Origin of the sequence: Ottowia sp. SB7-C50 (assembly GCF_033110285.1) — a bacterium.
Taxonomy (GTDB): domain Bacteria; phylum Pseudomonadota; class Gammaproteobacteria; order Burkholderiales; family Burkholderiaceae_C; genus Ottowia.
This window is the reverse complement of record NZ_CP136995.1, coordinates 464,162-480,033: the sequence shown is the minus strand read 5'-3', so window position 1 is coordinate 480,033 and position 15,872 is coordinate 464,162. Positions and strand designations below refer to the sequence as shown.

Sequence of the window (15,872 nt, the reverse complement as noted above, 5' to 3'; positions counted from 1 at the left end):
GCGGTAACACCCCCCGATTTGTAGCGCGCCCAGCGCATCGTCTGCCAGCAGCGATACCGGGAGAACGTGGGCTAAATGTTTCGTTTTATCTCCCAGAAGTTGCATTCGACGAAATAACGGAACATACTCCACCCATGCTCTCCAGTACCCACAATCAACGCGTCCTCGATCTGGCCAGCCAGAAGGGGCTACTGCGCGCCAGCGATCTGGACGCCATCAGTGCGCCTCGGGTCGTTCTGACGCGCCTGACCGCTGCGGGTCTACTAGAGAAGGTGGGGCGTGGCCTGTACCGTCTGCCGGATGCACAGGTTTCGGAATTCGAGAGCCTTGGCACCATCGCCACCAAGGTACCTCAAGCGGTGTTCTGCCTGCTTACAGCGCTGCAGTTTCATGAGCTGACCACACAGCTGCCGCGTCAGATCTGGATCGCCATGCCTCGGGGCAGCCACCCGCCCCGGGTCGACTACCCGCCCGTCAAGATGGTGCAGTTCACGGGTGATGCCTACTCGGCAGGGATTGAGGAAGTCGAACGCGACGGTGTCAGGCTCCGGGTGTACGGCGTGGCCAAGACCGTGGCGGACTGCTTCAAGCACCGCAACAAGATCGGGCTGGATGTGGCGCTTGAGGCGCTGAAGGACGCCCGGGCGCGCAGCAAAGCCTCCGTCGACGACATCTGGCGTTTCGCCAAGATATGCCGCGTGACCAATGTGATGCGACCCTATCTGGAGAGTGTCGGATGAGTGCGGCCACCCCAAATGTCGCGGCATCCGTCCGTGCGCGTCTGCTCAATGTCGCCAAGGCGCAAGGCGTGGATTTCAATCAGGTGCTGGTGCGCTATGCCTTGGAGCGCATCCTCTATCGGCTGACCCAGTCGCCGCACGCGGACCGTTTTCTGCTTAAGGGTGCGCTGCTGTTCACGCTCTGGTACGACATGCCACACCGGGCCACACGCGATGCCGATCTATTGGGTTTCGGTGCCAGTGATCTGGAGTCAGTGGCCCAAGTATTCCGGGACATCGCAGCTGTACCGGTCGACGACGGCATTATGTTCGACCCAGCCTCCGTCGCGGTCGAGGAGATCCGCAAGGAAGCTGGCTACGGTGGCGTTCGCGTGATGATTGCAGGCGATCTGGCCAGAGCACGCTGCAAGACCCAAATCGATGTCGGCTTCGGCGACGCCGTCACCCCGGCGCCTGTTGATTCGGTCTACCCAGTACTGCTGGAGGAAATGCCCGCGCCACGGCTGCGGGCCTACCCAACGTACACCGTCATCGCGGAAAAGCTCCACGCCATCGCATTGCTGGGCATGACCAACAGCCGCCTGAAGGACTACTTCGATCTGTCGGTGCTGTTGGAACGAGAAACTCTGGACACTGATCTGCTGGCCCAAGCGATCAAGGCCACATTCGAAAGACGCGGCATGGCGGTTCCTGACGCGCTGCCAGTCGGCCTGACGGACGAGTTTGCGCACGACGCTTCGCGCCAGGCGCTGTGGCTGGCATTTCTCAAGAAGAACGAACTTCCGCCAGAACCCTTGCCCGCCATCGTTGGCCGCTTGAGCGTGGCATTGGCCCCCGCGTTGAACACCGTCGCTCGTTGAATATCCCTTCATAGGGCAGCTGCTTCGCGCCCTTCGCCACGGTCAGTGGCGGTCTCCATACGGACTTTGCATGGAGACCACGATGACTACTCGACTTTGCGCACACTGCGGCCACCCCTTCGAACCCCGCCCACAGGTTCCCGACCAAGCGTTCTGCTCCGCCCCTGAATGCCAGCGGGCTCGCAAGCGCGAATGGCAGCGGGCAAAACTCCAATCCGATCCTGACTACCGCATCAACCAGCAGGCGGCCCAGCGCGCGTGGTCACAGCGCAATCACGACTATTGGCGCAATCACCGAGACGAACAACAGGCCAACGGCGATCAAGGGGAACAACCTACCGCCGCCGATCGGCAGGTAGTCATCGATCCTGTAAAGATGGACTTGTCAGCGCTGCCTTCCGGCATCTACCGGATCACAAGACGTCCGGAGTTTCCCAATGGAACGCCGGGCTCTTGGGTAGTTGAAATCACGCTGCTGTGCGAAACCTGCGCATGCAAGATGGATGCGTCAAGAGATGACTTGATCGACACCCGGGGAATCCAGCCTTAACTTCAAGCCCAAATGGGCTCTCGATCATCCTGGATGGCAACAATTTCAACCATGTGCATTCCGGCCGCGCAGTGCAGGTCACGGTTATGCCAATGAGGTGAAAGGCAGGCCCGAGAGCAAGTTCACACAACATAAAGTGATCGGGTCTATGCAGGCAGAAGAGTTCTCCATTCCGGGGGCGGATCAGCCACCGACATTTCGGGCCGCCGAGTACGTGCGGATGTCGACCGAGCACCAGCAGTATTCGACGGAAAACCAAGCCGACAAAATCCGCGAGTACGCGGCTCGGCGCAACATAGAAATCGTTCGCACCTATGCCGACGAGGGCAAGAGCGGCTTGCGCATCGATGGGCGGCGGGCGCTGCAGCAGCTGATCAAGGACGTCGAGACAGGCAGCGCGGACTTCCAGATCATTCTGGTCTATGACGTCAGCCGCTGGGGCCGGTTCCAGGACGCCGATGAGAGCGCCTATTACGAATACATCTGCCGCCGTGCGGGCATCCAGGTGGCCTACTGTGCCGAGCAGTTCGAAAACGACGGCTCGCCTGTGTCGACCATCGTCAAGGGCGTCAAGCGTGCGATGGCAGGCGAATACAGCCGCGAATTGTCGGCCAAAGTGTTTGCCGGGCAGTGCCGCCTGATTGAGTTGGGTTTCCGCCAGGGTGGCCCGGCTGGCTATGGACTGCGACGTGTGCTGATCGATCAGTCCGGCACGCTCAAAGGTGAATTGGCTCGCGGCGAGCACAAGAGCCTGCAAACCGACCGCGTGATCTTGCAGCCCGGCCCGGACGCCGAAGTCGCCATCGTCAACCAGATCTACCGCTGGTTCATCGAGGACGCGCTGTTCGAATCGGAAATCGCCGAGCGGCTCAATGCCAAAGGCATCCAGACCGACCTCGGGCGCGACTGGACGCGGGCCACGGTACGCGAAGTACTGTCCAACGAGAAATACATCGGCAACAACATCTACAACCGCCGCTCCTTCAAGCTCAAGAAAACGCGCGTGGTGAACAGCCCCGAGATGTGGATCAAGAAGGAAGGTGCATTCGATGGCATCGTGCCGCCGGATCTGTTCTACACGGCTCAGGGCATCCTGCGCGCACGGGCGCATCGCTTCAGCAACGACGAACTGATCGAGAAGCTGCGCCGACTGTTCCAGCAGCACGGCTACCTCTCCGGCCTGATCATCGACGAAGCGGAAGGCATGCCATCGTCGGCGGCCTACGCGCACCGCTTCGGCAGCCTGATCCGCGCCTACCAGACGGTTGGCTTCACGCCGGATCGGGACTACCAGTATCTGGAAGTCAACCAGTTTCTGCGTCGCCTGCACCCGGAGGTCGTCGGCCAGACCGAGCGGATGATCTCCGAGGTCGGCGGCGCGGTCGTGCGCGATCCGGTGAACGACCTGCTCACCGTCAACCGCGAGTTCACCGTCTCACTGGTGCTGTCACGCTGCCAGTTGCTGGACAACGGTCGCCACCGCTGGAAGGTGCGCTTCGACACGAGCCTGACGCCGGACATCACGGTCGCCGTCCGGCTCGATGAAACCAATCAGGCCCCGCTGGACTATTACCTGTTGCCGCGCCTGGACTTTGGCCAGCCACGTATCCATCTGGCCGATCACAACGGTATCGAGTTCGAGAGCTATCGCTTCGACAGCCTGGATTACCTCTATGCGATGGCCGAGCGCAGCCGTATCCGGAGGGCAGCATGAGCAGACAACATCAAACCACCGACCTGCAAATGATTCCGGTCGATCAGATCGCGGTGCTCAACCCACGCGACCGCAATGGCCGTGTGTTCGAGGAGATCGTTGGCAACATCAAGAACATCGGCCTGAAAAAACCGGTCACAGTCACGCCGCGCGACGGCCTGGAGGACGGCAAACGCTACCTGCTGATCTGCGGCGAAGGCAGGCTCAAGGCGTTCATATCACTTGGCGAGAAGGAAATTCCGGCACTGGTCGTCGCGGTCAACGATGAGGACGCTTTCATCATGAGCCTGACCGAGAACATCGCCCGCCGAAAATACAGCGCGCTGGAACTGCTGATGAGCATCGAGCAGTTGAGCCAACAGGGTTACGACAAGCGGGTCATTGCCCAGAAGACCGGCCTGAGTCTCGACTACATCAAGGGTATTCTGCTTCTCTTCGAGAACGGCGAGGAGCGCCTGCTGGCCGCTGTGGAGTCGGGACGGGTTCCACTCAATGTCGCCATCACCATCGCAGGCGCGGGCGATGAAGAGTCTGTGCAAGCCGCATTGCAGGATGCTTACGAAAGCGGTCAGCTGCGCGGCGGGCAACTGATGCAGGCGCGGCGTGTATTGCAGCGGCGCAGCACCCTTGGCAAGACGCTGAAAAACCGACCCACGCGCAAGGGGGCGCCTGTCACGACCACCAGTCTGGTGCGCAACTATCAGAACGAGGTCGAGCGGCAGAAACTGACCATCAAGAAAGCCGAGTTCACGCAGCAGCGCCTGCTGTTCGTGATCGAAGCGCTACGCCAGCTGCTGGCTGACGAGCATTTTTCCAATCTGCTGCGAGCCGAAGGCTTGGACACCTTGCCCAAGCAGCTGGCAGAACGCGTCTGGGGCGGAGGTCACGCGGCATGAACAAGCCACCGCTGGGCTTCATCCCGGAGCCGATCATCCTGACGCTGGATCGGATTCTTCCTTCGCGCAGGCCGCCGGAAGGCCTGCAGGCGTCGCGCAAGTTCAAGCAGATCGTGGCCTCGATGGAGTCCGTCGGATTGATCGAACCCTTGAGCGTGGGTAAGGCCGACAAGGCAACCGGTCAGCACATTCTGCTCGACGGGCACATGCGCCTGCTGGCGCTGCAGCAGATCGGCTATACCGACGCGCCGTGCCTGATCGCCACCGACGATGAAAGCTACACCTACAACAACCGGATAAACCGCATCACGTCCATTCAGGAACACCACATGCTCCGGCGCGCCGTCGAGCGTGGCGTCACGCAAGACCGCCTGGCCAAGGCGTTGAATGTGGACATCAGCCAGATCCACAAGAAAGTGAGCCTGCTCGACGGCATCTGCCCGGAAGCGGTCGAGATGCTGAAGGATCAACATTTCTCGGCCAACCTCGGCTCGGTGCTGCGCAAGATGAAGCCCACGCGGCAGGTCGAGTGCGTGGAACTGATGCTCACGGCCAACAACATGACCGTCGCCTACGCCGAGGCATTGCTGGCCGCGACACCGCCGAATCTGCTGGTCAACGAAAAGCGGCCCCGCAAGCTCTCCGGTGTGACAGCGGAACAGATGGTCAAGATGGAGCGCGAAATGGGAAACATCCAAAACCAACTGAAGCTGGTTGAGAAGTCCTACGGTCAGGACGTGTTGCTTTTGGTGCTGGCGCGCGGCTACCTCGGCAAGCTGATCGGCAACAAAGCAGTGCTCCGTTTTCTGTCCAAGCGCCAACCGGACGTGCTGGCCGAGTTCGAGAACATCGTCCAGACCGTAGCGCTGGACGGCAAATGACGAATGCGCCGTATCGTCAATACCACTCCGGCATCTCACGCCGAGTCGTCGCTTGACGTCTTCGATGACGACGACGGTGCAACCGTGGTCGCCCATCGCAATGCCCCGGACGCTGATCCCGCTTGCCTCTACGGTCTGATCGGTGATGTTGCTCGCGCGGGCAGTGACGGCACGGAGACCAACGCCTACGCCATCGCCGCCAACTTCATGGCCTACCTGTCCTGCGCGGTTGGGCGCGGCGTGTACCTGCCCATCGGCAACACCCGGCACCACGCGCGACTGTTCTGCCTGCACATTGGGCGTTCGGGCCGGGGCCGCAAGGGCGACGCAGTGTCGCTGGTGCTGCGCATCGATCAGGCGTTGCGGGCGATGGACAACACCTTCGCGCCGCAGATTCACCGTGGCGGCCTGTCCACGCGCGAGGGATTGGTGGCATTGATGCACGACGGCTACCGGCAAAATCGGCAGGACGTACCTGCCATCGAGGACAAGCGGCTGTGGGTGGTCGAGTCCGAGTTCGCCAACGTGCTGCATCAAGGGCGGCGCGACGGCAACACCTTGTCGGCGGCCCTGCGCGACTGTTGGGATGGCATCGACCTCAAACCCGCCACCAAGTCGAATAGGCTCTACGCCAGTGACCCGCACGTCTGCCTGAGCGGCGCGATTTCTCCGGGCGAACTGACCAGCCTGATGAGTGCCCGCGAACTCACCAACGGTTTCGCCAACCGCTTCCTGATGACCTGGGCCGAGCGCACGCGGATGCTGCCGTTTCCAGAGGAAACCCCGCAGGCCGTGGTCGAGCAGTTGGCGCGCCGGACACTCGGTGTGCTGGCCTTCGTCCGCGCCGACCGATACGAGGAGCGCGACCACCTGCGGATGGAATTGTCGCCACAGGCGCAGTGGCGCTACGCCCAGCTCTACCGGGGTGAACTGGACGACGACCTCGGTGATGGCATCGTCGGCGCACTACTGGAGCGCCGAGCCCCGATACTGCTGCGGCTGGCGATGCTGATGGCACTGACCGACCTGCAAACCCGGATCGACGTCCAGCACATAGACGCGGCGATGGCGTGGATTCGGTATGCCACGGCATCCGTGCGCTTCGTGTTTGTCAGTGCCGCCGAGGAAGCCAAGCTGGCGAAGGTGCAGGAACTGTCGAACCGAATTCTGACCTTTCTGCGTGAGCGCGGTCAGGCCACGCGCAGCCAGATCAGCGCCGAGTGCTTCCGTGGCAAGGTGCCCAAGGCGCGGATCGACGCCAGTCTGGAGCATCTGCTGGTGGCCACGCCGCCGAAGATCACCGTGCAGTGGGTCGAGCGCCCCGTCGACGCGCCGGGCACGCCGACGCGGGTGTATCGGCTCATGTAGCGCGAAAGCTCATTTCGCTCTTTTCGCGCTGTCAAAACGTTCGTAAGTTATTGTTGATCCACTCATTTCGCTGCTTTCGCTCATTTCGCCGCACGCCTTGGCGATGAAGGAAACACGGCCCCCTGACTTGCTACTGATCGATTCCTCCAGTAAGATAGTAATGGATTACTTACTTTATGAGGCGATCCATGAGCAGTCATTCCAAGCATCTCCCTGCCGAAGAGCGTCGAGCGGCCACGGTTGAGGCGGTTGTCGAACTTGCCGCCGAACAGAATCCGAGCGACATCACGACCACTGCCATTGCACAACGCATGGGGCTGACCCAAGGCGCGCTATTTCGTCATTTTCCGACCAAGGACGCGATTCTGGAATCCGTGATGGACTGGGTGGCCGAGCGTCTGCTCGCCCGTGTCGACAAAGCAGCGGCAAGTGCGACATCGCCGATGGCGGCGCTGGAAGCTGTGTTTATGGCGCACATCGACTTTGTTGCCGAACATCCAGGCGTACCACGGATGCTCTTTGGCGAATTGCAGCGCCCGGGCGATACCTTGCCCAAGAAGATGGTGCAGGCATTGATTCGCCGCTACGGCGAGCGGCTGCAGCACCTGCTCGAGGCAGGCAAGACACAAGGGGAGTTGCATGCACAACTGGACATCGAGGCAGCCTCGGTGTCGTTCATCGGATCGATTCAGGGCCTGGTGATGCAGTCTTTGTTAGCCGGTGACGTCACGCGCATGCGTCGTGACGCAGTGGGTGTATTTGCGATTTATCGGCGAGGAATCGGCCACGTCGGGAGCGCATCATGAAATTTCCACGCCTGCAACGCCGCACACTGGCACTTATCGCTGTCATCGTGCCGCTCCTGTTGCTATTCATTTATGTGGCCGCGCGATCCGGGCCGTTGGCTCCGACCGAAGTCACAGTCAGCACGGTCGAGTCCCGGACGGTCTCCCCGGCGCTGTTCGGTATCGGCACGGTACAAGCACGCTACACCTACAAAATCGGCCCTACCTTTGCCGGGCGCCTCAAGCGACTGGATGTGCATGTCGGCGATGTGGTCAAGGCCGGTCAGGTACTCGGAGAGATGGACGCGGTGGATCTGGATGATCGCATCGTCGCACAGCAGGCAGCGATCAAGAGCTCAGAAGCCGCTTTGAAGCAGGCTTCGGCCAAGCAGGATTTTGCGCAGACGCAAGCAAGCCGTTATGAGCAGTTGCTGGCGGTACGCGGCACCAGTGAAGAAAGCACCGCAATCAAGCGTCAGGAATTGGCCATTGCAAATGCTGCCCTAACTGCTGCGCGTGAAGATGCTGTTCGCTTGCGTGCAGATTTGGAGGCATTGCGCGCGCAGCGCGGCAATCTGCGTTTGATTGCCCCGGTGGCCGGGCTGGTGGCCACCCGCGATGCCGATCCGGGCACCACGGTGGTCGCGGGGCAAGCAGTGGTTGAAGTCATTGATCCGACCAGTCTGTGGATAGAGACGCGGTTCGATCAAATCAGTGCCAATGGGTTGGCACCGGGCTTGCCTACCAAGATTACTCTGCGTTCACGCCAGTCAAACGTTCTTGCTGGCCGGGTGATGCGCATCGAGCCGCGTGCTGACGCAGTGACGGAAGAAACGCTGGCGAAAATCATTTTCGATACGCCACCAACTCCCCTCCCTCCTTTGGGCGAGTTGGCCGAGATCACTGTGCGACTGGATGAATTGCCCGCAGCGCCGACGATTCCCAATGCCTCCTTGCGCACCGTCAATGGCAAGCGTGGCGTATGGAAACTGGTAAATGGCGATCTGACATTTGTGCCACTCACACTGGGACGTGCTGATCTCGACGGCCATGTGCAGGTAGCCAATGGATTGGCGGCGGGTGATCGTGTCGTCGTCTACAGCGACAAAATCCTCAGCGCGAAGAGCCGAATTCACATCGTCGAGCGCTTGGCTGGAGTTTCGCCATGATCAGCCTCGCCGGGCGCGACATTCTCCATGCATGGGGAAAGTTCATCTTTACCGGCGTCGGATTGGGGCTCTTGATCGGCGTGACCCTCACGATGGCGGGTGTGTATCGCGGCATGGTCGACGACGGCAAGGTACTGCTCGACAACAGTGGCGCGGATCTGTGGGTAGTGCAAAAAGACACGCTCGGCCCCTACGCCGAATCTTCCAGCATTCCCGATGATGTGTGGCGCAGCATCCGCACCATGCCGGGCGTGGCAGAAGCAGCCAATGTCACCTATCTCACGATGCAGGTCGCAAGACAATCGAATGCAGGCGACCAGGATGTGCGTGCGATGGTGGTCGGCATCACCGCCGGTGAGGCAGGAACACCAGGGTGGCCGCCACAGCTTGTCGCCGGTCGGCAGATCACGCGTGGCCATTATGAGGCGGTCGCGGATATCGCTGCCGGCTTTCAGTTGGGAGATGTTCTGAAAATTCGCCGCAACCACTACACGGTGGTTGGCCTCACGCGCCGTATGGTGTCATCAAGCGGTGACCCGATGGTGTTCATCCCGCTCAAGGATGCACAGGAAGCCCAGTTTCTCAAGGACAACGATGCGATTCTGATGCAACGTCGGCGCACCGAAGCCAACCCGGCTTTCAACCGCCCCGGTGTGCCGGGGCTGCTCGATGCCGTGATCGCCTCACAGACCAGCAACAGCTCGGTCAACGCCGTGTTGGTGCGTATCCAGCCCGAATTCTCACAGGAAGAAGTGGCCGAACCGATCCGCCGCTGGAAGCGACTCACCGTGTATGACCGCGCCCAGATGGAATCCATATTGGTGGGCAAATTGATTGCCACATCGGCCAAGCAGATCGGCATGTTTCTGGTGATTCTGGCATTGGTCAGCGCCGCCATTGTTGCTTTCATCATCTACACGCTGACGATGGACAAGATACGAGAAATTGCGGTACTGAAGCTCATCGGTACGCGTAACCGCACCATCGCTGGGATGATTCTGCAGCAAGCCTTGGTGCTGGGTGTGATCGGCTTTGTGGTCGGAAAAATCAGCGCCACCTTTGCCGCCCCGCTGTTCCCCAAGTATGTGTTGTTAACACCGGTCGATTCAGTCTTGGGATTTTTCGCCGTGTTGGTCATCTGCGTACTGTCCAGCATCGTTGCCATCCGCATGGCGCTCAAGGTCGATCCGGCCGAAGCGATCGGAGGCTGACGATGGTAGAAAATACTGGAAAGGGCATTCACATCGAGGGGCTATCCAAGCGCTACGGCGAAGGCGATACGGCAGTTCTGGCCTTGAAGGACGTGAATATGCACGTCGCTCCCGGCGAAGTCGTCGGCCTGATCGGGCCTTCGGGTTCAGGCAAAAGCACCCTGCTCAAATGCCTTGGTGCGGTGATCGACCCGACCGCCGGTCGCATGGTGTTGGGTGATGAAACCATCTTTGACAATGGCTGGAAAGTGCGCGATTTGCGGGCGCTGCGCCGCGACAAGATTGGCTTCGTATTTCAGGCACCGTATCTGATCCCGTTTCTGGATGTCACCGACAACGTCGCGCTGCTGCCGATGTTGGCGGGCCTTCCTAATGAGGAGGCGCGCGTCCGGGCGTTGGAGCTGCTGACGGCGTTGGACGTGCAACATCGCGCCAAAGCCATGCCGTCCCAGCTCTCCGGCGGCGAGCAGCAGCGCGTCGCCATTGCGCGCGGGTTGGTCAATCGGCCGCCAGTGATTTTGGCCGATGAACCCACCGCGCCATTGGATTCGGTACGTGCAATGGCGGTGATTCGCATCCTTAACGACATGGCCAAGCGCTTCGAGACCGCTGTCATCGTCGTGACCCACGATGAAAAAATCATCCCAACCTTCAAGCGCATTTACCACATCCGCGACGGCATCACCCACGAGGAAGCAGGTGAGGGGCGCAGTTTCGACTGAATGGAGACTTCATGAACAACTTCCAACAAACCATCTCAACGATTGCGGCGGCGGCGATCATGGTGCTGGCCGGTTCCGCGATGGCAGACAGTGGATTGTCTACCGAGGCGACAAAGCCCTTGGCGCTACGCGGCGTCATGGAAAGACTTGGGCGAGATATGCAAGCCGCCACGGGAGCGATATCGAAGGAGGACTGGGTGCTGGTTGCAGCGCTTGCGCCCAAGATCGCCAGTCACGCCGAACCGCCCTTGCCAGAAAAGGTACGCATCCTCTCGTGGCTTGGCAGCGATGCTGGAAGGTTTCGTGGTTTTGATGGACAGGCTCACGACGCGGCGACGGCAATGGGAGAAGCCGCCAAGCGTCGTGACGGCCAGGCCGTAATTGCCGCCTTTGCCAAAGTGCAGCAAAGCTGCCTCGGCTGTCATCAGAGCTTCCGCCAACCTTTCGTGGAGCATTTCTATGGAAGCCGTTAATCTCGATTTTGGCGGCGAAGCCATGCAAGGTTGTCCTACTCGCCCTTGCTGGTTGCCTGCCAGAACGCTCATTTCATTGATGCTCGTCGGACTGGTTACTGGTTGTGCTGTCGGCCCGGAATTCACTCGTCCGGAACCGCCCGAAGCATCACGCTACACGGTTGCGTCATTACCTGCGAAAACTGTCTCAGCAAAAACACCATTGGGAGAGGCACAGCAATTCCGACTGAGTGAAGATGTGGATGCGCAGTGGTGGAAAAAACTGGGATCACCCCGGCTCGATGTGCTGATCGAGAACGCCTTTGAGAGCAGTCCAACCTTGGTGGCCGCCAGAGCCACCCTGCGTCAGGCACAGGAACTGCACTCTGCCCAGGCGGGTTCAACCCTCTATCCGCAAGTTGATGCGGGGCTCGGAGCGCAGCGCCAACGAATGAGTCCCAGCGCTCTCGGGCAGACAGGTGATGCAAGGGAATTCAGCCTCTACAACGCCAGCGTTGGAGTGCATTATCGATTGGATCTGGCAGGTGGCAATCGGCGTGCGCTGGAGGCTTTGGCTGCCCGCACCGATTATCGTCGCTACGAATTGGATGGGGCGCGCCTGACGCTTGCGGCAAACATTACCACCACGGCTATTTTGCGAGCTCGGTTGACGGCGCAAATCAGCGCCACCCAAGCCATGATCGATGCGCAGGAAGAACAGATTACCGTCACTCGAACGCGAGTGCGCTTGGGGCAAGCTGCCCCGGATGAGTTGTTGTCATTGCAGACCCAAGCCGAGCAGACGCGGGCTGGTTTGCCTTTGCTGCGCAAGCAACTCGATCAGAGCGAGCATCTGTTGGCTACGCTCAGCGGGCAAGCGCCGGGCTCGGCAGACGTTCCCGGTTTCACGCTGGACGAATTCAAACTGCCTGTTGATCTGCCCGTGGTATTGCCGTCAGAGCTGGTGCGCCGTCGGCCCGACATTCAGGCCGCTGAGGCGCTGCTGCACGCCGCGAATGCCGACTATGGCGTTGCTGTGGCCAAGCTCTACCCGCAAATCAATCTCAGCGCCAACCTCGGCTCTCAGGCACTAACGACTGGGGCGTTGTTTGGCGGTGGCTCGGCCGTGTGGAGCGTGCTGGGGCAATTGACGCAACCACTATTCAATCCGGGCTTACCTGCTGAAAAGCGCGCTTCACTGGCGGCACTGGATGCGGCTGCCGCACAATATCAAGGTGTAGTCCTTGACGCATTGCGCAACGTGGCCGATACCTTGCGTGCACTGGATCACGATGCGCAATCACTGGCATCCCTTGCTGCTGCCGACACATACGCGCAATCGTCGCTCGAATCCGTGAAACGCCAGTATGCGCTCGGTGCAGCCAATTACACGCAGCTGCTGATTGCGCAACAGCAGGCGCAGCAGAGCCGAATCGGCCTGGTGGCCGCACAAGCACAGCGCCTAGCCGATAGCGTTGCTCTGTATCAATCCCTCGGTGGGGGCAATGCAGGGATCAAGGAAGTGGCGTCACGAAAATAACGGCAGATTTCAATCAGCACGGGGCTCTCAAGGCAATTTCACGCCACCCTCGGTCAAACGTGAACGTCCGTGCATGACCAGCAGGGTTCTGAATTCGGAACACGCGGATATTTGCCGTATAGGTAGCGTGCTCGGCCAGCAGTGAATCTACGGGCACCGGTTCAATCCCCAAACACGGAATCGAACTGGCAACCGGCGGCAGGGGCACGCTTGGGTTGTTGGAAGTCGGTTTGCCGCGCATAATGTCATCAGTTTGATGATGTAAACCGCTTACCAATGCGCCAATATAAAACCAATCGCAGTCTTTCGGTCGTCCGCCTTGGATGAGGAGCCTTCGGTGACTCAACCCCAGCGCGTCGAGAGCTTGAGCCACGCCCAGCGCGAGCGGCTGGCCTACATCGACTTCCGGCTCTACTTCTTCGGTGAGATCGGTCGCCCAGACCTGATTGAGCGCTTCGGCGTGGCTCCGGCAGGGGCGACACGCGATTTGGCGCTGTACCGAGAAATCGCGCCGCAGAACATCACCTTCGACGGCAGCAACAAGATCTACCGCATCGGGCAGGCGTTCTCCCCTCTGTTCGATCACGCATCGCAGCGCGTGCTGTCGGCGCTGGCTCTGGGCTTCGGCGATGGCGTGAACGGCGCAACGCAGCCGCTGCTGCCGTGCGAGTCACCCACCGCCCTGAGCAATCCCAGGATGGATGTGTTGGCCCCGGTCTGCCGGGCGATCCACGCCAAGCGACCCGTCGCCATCCGCTACCACTCGATGAGCAGCGGAGAGTCCGAGCGGGTCATCGTGCCCTTTGCCCTGGTGGACACCGGTCCGCGTTGGCACGTCCGAGCCTTTGATCGCAAGAGCGGAGAGTTTCGGGACTTCGTCGTTACCCGTATCGAAGCGCCAACGCTGCTCGACGAGGAGCCACAGGCCTTTGAGCGGCCGGACAACGACATCCAGTGGACGCGCATCGTCGAGCTGGACTTCGTGCCGCACCCGCGCCTTGAGCGCCCCGAGATCATCAAGATGGACTACGGGATGACCGACGGCTCGATCCGGATGCGTGTGCGCGCAGCGGTAGCTGGCTACATGCTGCTGCGCTGGAGCGTGGACTGCTCGCCCGACCACCGTCTAAAGGAAGAACAGTACCGCCTGTGGCTCAGCGATCCGCTGGCGCTGTACGGCGTCGAGAACGCCAAGCTGGCTCCGGGTTACCAAGCCCCGAGCAGCCCAAAGAAGCGATAGGAAAGAAGAACGCCAATGGCCAAGACACTTGAAGCTCACGACAAACTGATCCGGGAGATCTTCGAAGGCAGCTACCAGTTCGAGATTCCGGACTACCAGCGCCCCTACGCCTGGACAACCGAGCAGGCCACAGAGTTGTTCGATGATCTGTATTCGGCGATGCAGGACGCGCGCGTCTCCGGAGCCAGCAGCCAATACTTCCTCGGTAGCATTGTTCTGATCAAAAATGACCGTGACCCGAAGTCATCGGTGGTCGATGGCCAGCAGCGCTTGTCCACGCTCACGATGCTTTTTGCTGTGCTGCGCACCGTGATGCCGGATGCGGCAGATGACATCACCGACTTCCTCTATAAAAAGGGCAAGGTCAGTCTGGGCGAGAAGAACGAGTACCGCCTGACAGCTCGCGAAGAGGATGCCGACTTCTTCCGCACCAACATTCAGGAACCGGGTGGCATCGCACAGCTGGTCGCCAGTACGGACAAGCTGAAAGACAGCCGTCTGCGTTACCGTGAAAACGCCACGCTGCTGCTCGAAAAGGCCAAGGCGCTTCCGCCTGCCGACCTCATTGCGCTGTGGCAGTTCCTCGCCAACGACTGCTCGCTGGTTGTCATCTCCACGCCCGACCTCGAAGCCGCATACCGCATCTTCTCCGTACTCAACAACCGGGGACTCGACCTCGCGCCTATCGACATCATCAAGGCGCAGGTCCTTGGCCTGATCCGCACTACGGCAGGCGACATCAAGAGCCGCGCCTACGCAAAAGAGTGGAGCCGGATCGAAAGTTCGCTGGGCCGCGACGCCTTCGGTGACCTGTTTGGCCACATCCGCAGCATTTACGCCAAGAAGAAGCAGAAGTACATCCTGGTCAAGGAGTTCCAGGAGCACGTCACCGAGTACAAGACCCCCATCGACCTCGTCGACAAGGTCATCAAACCCTACGCCGAAGTGTGGGACTTCGTGCGCGATGCCGACTTCGAGGCCACCGAACACGCCGAGACGATCAACGAACACCTGTCCTGGCTCAACCGCGTGGACTTCAAGGACTGGGTGCCCCCGGCACTGGTCTACTTCAAGCGTTTCCGGCAGCAACCCAAACTACTCGCAGAGTTTTTCCAGTCACTGGAACGCCTGACCTATTTCCTGTTGGTCACAAAGGTGGGCATCAATGAGCGCATAGAAACCTACGCTGCGCTCACCAAGGAAATTGAACCGGAGGCCTTCAAGGGAGATCTGGCTGCGCTCACCACGCTGACACTGACAGACGCGCAAAAGCGCAAGTTCGTCGCGGCACTCGATGGAGACGTTTACGACGATCTGCCCAAGGCACGGATGGCGCTGGTCTTGCGCCTTGAGTCCTTGGTGCGCGCCCCCGGCGTGCAGCTCCAAGATGCAGTGTCTCTGGAGCACGTTCTGCCGCAAACCCCGCCCGACGGTTCGGACTGGATCAAGTGGTTCCCGGATGAAGACGAGCGCGATGGCTGGACGCACCGCCTGGCCAATCTGGTTCCGCTGGATAGGAACAAGAACTCGTCTGCAAGCAACTACGACTTTGCCAAGAAGAAGGACGCCTACTTCAGGGGCAAAGGCAAGGCGTCTCCCTTCGTGCTGACGCAGGAAGTCAGATCAGAGAACGAGTGGACGCCCACGCTTCTGGCCGAACGCCAGAAACGCCTTGTGGGCGTCCTCAAAGACCATTGGAATCTCGCAGTCTCCACAGGCACGGCGGCGAGCTGAGGAACGTATC

15 protein-coding genes are annotated in these 15,872 nt (G+C 60.3%); all 15 read left to right on the top strand.

Translation table 11 applies throughout. The features are described from left to right. Positions 1–134: 134 nt before the first annotated feature. The 15 genes from R0D99_RS02320 (at position 135) to R0D99_RS02250 (ending at position 15,862) form a co-directional block, all read left to right on the top strand. Entirely contained in the window at positions 135–740 is a 606-nt protein-coding gene (locus tag R0D99_RS02320; protein ID WP_317749776.1) for a type IV toxin-antitoxin system AbiEi family antitoxin domain-containing protein, read from the top strand. After that, positions 737–1,600, top strand: coding sequence for a nucleotidyl transferase AbiEii/AbiGii toxin family protein (locus R0D99_RS02315; protein WP_317749775.1), 864 nt, complete (start codon positions 737–739; stop codon positions 1,598–1,600). Before R0D99_RS02320 ends, R0D99_RS02315 begins: the two co-directional genes overlap by 4 nt. An 82-nt stretch (positions 1,601–1,682) precedes the next feature. Next, positions 1,683–2,150, top strand: a complete 468-nt coding sequence (locus R0D99_RS02310; RefSeq protein WP_317749774.1) for a hypothetical protein — start codon at positions 1,683–1,685, stop codon at positions 2,148–2,150. Positions 2,151–2,298: 148 nt separating this feature from the next. Further along, on the top strand, positions 2,299–3,864 hold the full coding sequence (locus R0D99_RS02305; protein WP_317749773.1) for a recombinase family protein: 1,566 nt from the start codon (positions 2,299–2,301) through the stop codon (positions 3,862–3,864). Next, positions 3,861–4,760, top strand: a complete 900-nt coding sequence (locus tag R0D99_RS02300; protein ID WP_317749772.1) for a plasmid partitioning protein RepB C-terminal domain-containing protein — start codon at positions 3,861–3,863, stop codon at positions 4,758–4,760. Before R0D99_RS02305 ends, R0D99_RS02300 begins: the two co-directional genes overlap by 4 nt. Beyond that, a complete protein-coding gene (locus R0D99_RS02295; RefSeq protein WP_317749771.1) occupies positions 4,757–5,641 on the top strand; it encodes a plasmid partitioning protein RepB C-terminal domain-containing protein in 885 nt (294 codons plus the stop codon). The genes R0D99_RS02300 and R0D99_RS02295 overlap by 4 nt, the downstream gene beginning before the upstream one ends. A gap of 3 nt (positions 5,642–5,644) precedes the next feature. After that, on the top strand, positions 5,645–7,009 hold the full coding sequence (locus R0D99_RS02290; RefSeq protein ID WP_317749770.1) for a hypothetical protein: 1,365 nt from the start codon (positions 5,645–5,647) through the stop codon (positions 7,007–7,009). Between the two features lie 188 nt (positions 7,010–7,197). Then, positions 7,198–7,815 (top strand): TetR/AcrR family transcriptional regulator, encoded by a 618-nt coding sequence (locus R0D99_RS02285; protein ID WP_317749769.1) that lies wholly within the window; start codon positions 7,198–7,200, stop codon positions 7,813–7,815. Then, entirely contained in the window at positions 7,812–8,963 is a 1,152-nt protein-coding gene (locus R0D99_RS02280; RefSeq protein ID WP_317749768.1) for an efflux RND transporter periplasmic adaptor subunit, read from the top strand. The genes R0D99_RS02285 and R0D99_RS02280 overlap by 4 nt, the downstream gene beginning before the upstream one ends. After that, positions 8,960–10,174 (top strand): ABC transporter permease, encoded by a 1,215-nt coding sequence (locus R0D99_RS02275; protein ID WP_317749767.1) that lies wholly within the window; start codon positions 8,960–8,962, stop codon positions 10,172–10,174. Before R0D99_RS02280 ends, R0D99_RS02275 begins: the two co-directional genes overlap by 4 nt. Before the next feature lie 2 nt (positions 10,175–10,176). After that, positions 10,177–10,896, top strand: coding sequence for an ABC transporter ATP-binding protein (locus R0D99_RS02270; protein WP_317749766.1), 720 nt, complete (start codon positions 10,177–10,179; stop codon positions 10,894–10,896). Positions 10,897–10,955: 59 nt separating this feature from the next. Further along, positions 10,956–11,369, top strand: coding sequence for a cytochrome c (locus R0D99_RS02265; protein ID WP_317751182.1), 414 nt, complete (start codon positions 10,956–10,958; stop codon positions 11,367–11,369). A gap of 22 nt (positions 11,370–11,391) precedes the next feature. After that, entirely contained in the window at positions 11,392–12,888 is a 1,497-nt protein-coding gene (locus tag R0D99_RS02260) for an efflux transporter outer membrane subunit (protein ID WP_416366014.1), read from the top strand. Between the two features lie 337 nt (positions 12,889–13,225). Beyond that, positions 13,226–14,128 (top strand): WYL domain-containing protein, encoded by a 903-nt coding sequence (locus R0D99_RS02255; protein WP_317749764.1) that lies wholly within the window; start codon positions 13,226–13,228, stop codon positions 14,126–14,128. A gap of 15 nt (positions 14,129–14,143) precedes the next feature. Next, on the top strand, positions 14,144–15,862 hold the full coding sequence (locus R0D99_RS02250; protein WP_317749763.1) for a DUF262 domain-containing HNH endonuclease family protein: 1,719 nt from the start codon (positions 14,144–14,146) through the stop codon (positions 15,860–15,862). The last annotated feature ends 10 nt before the right edge of the window (positions 15,863–15,872 follow it).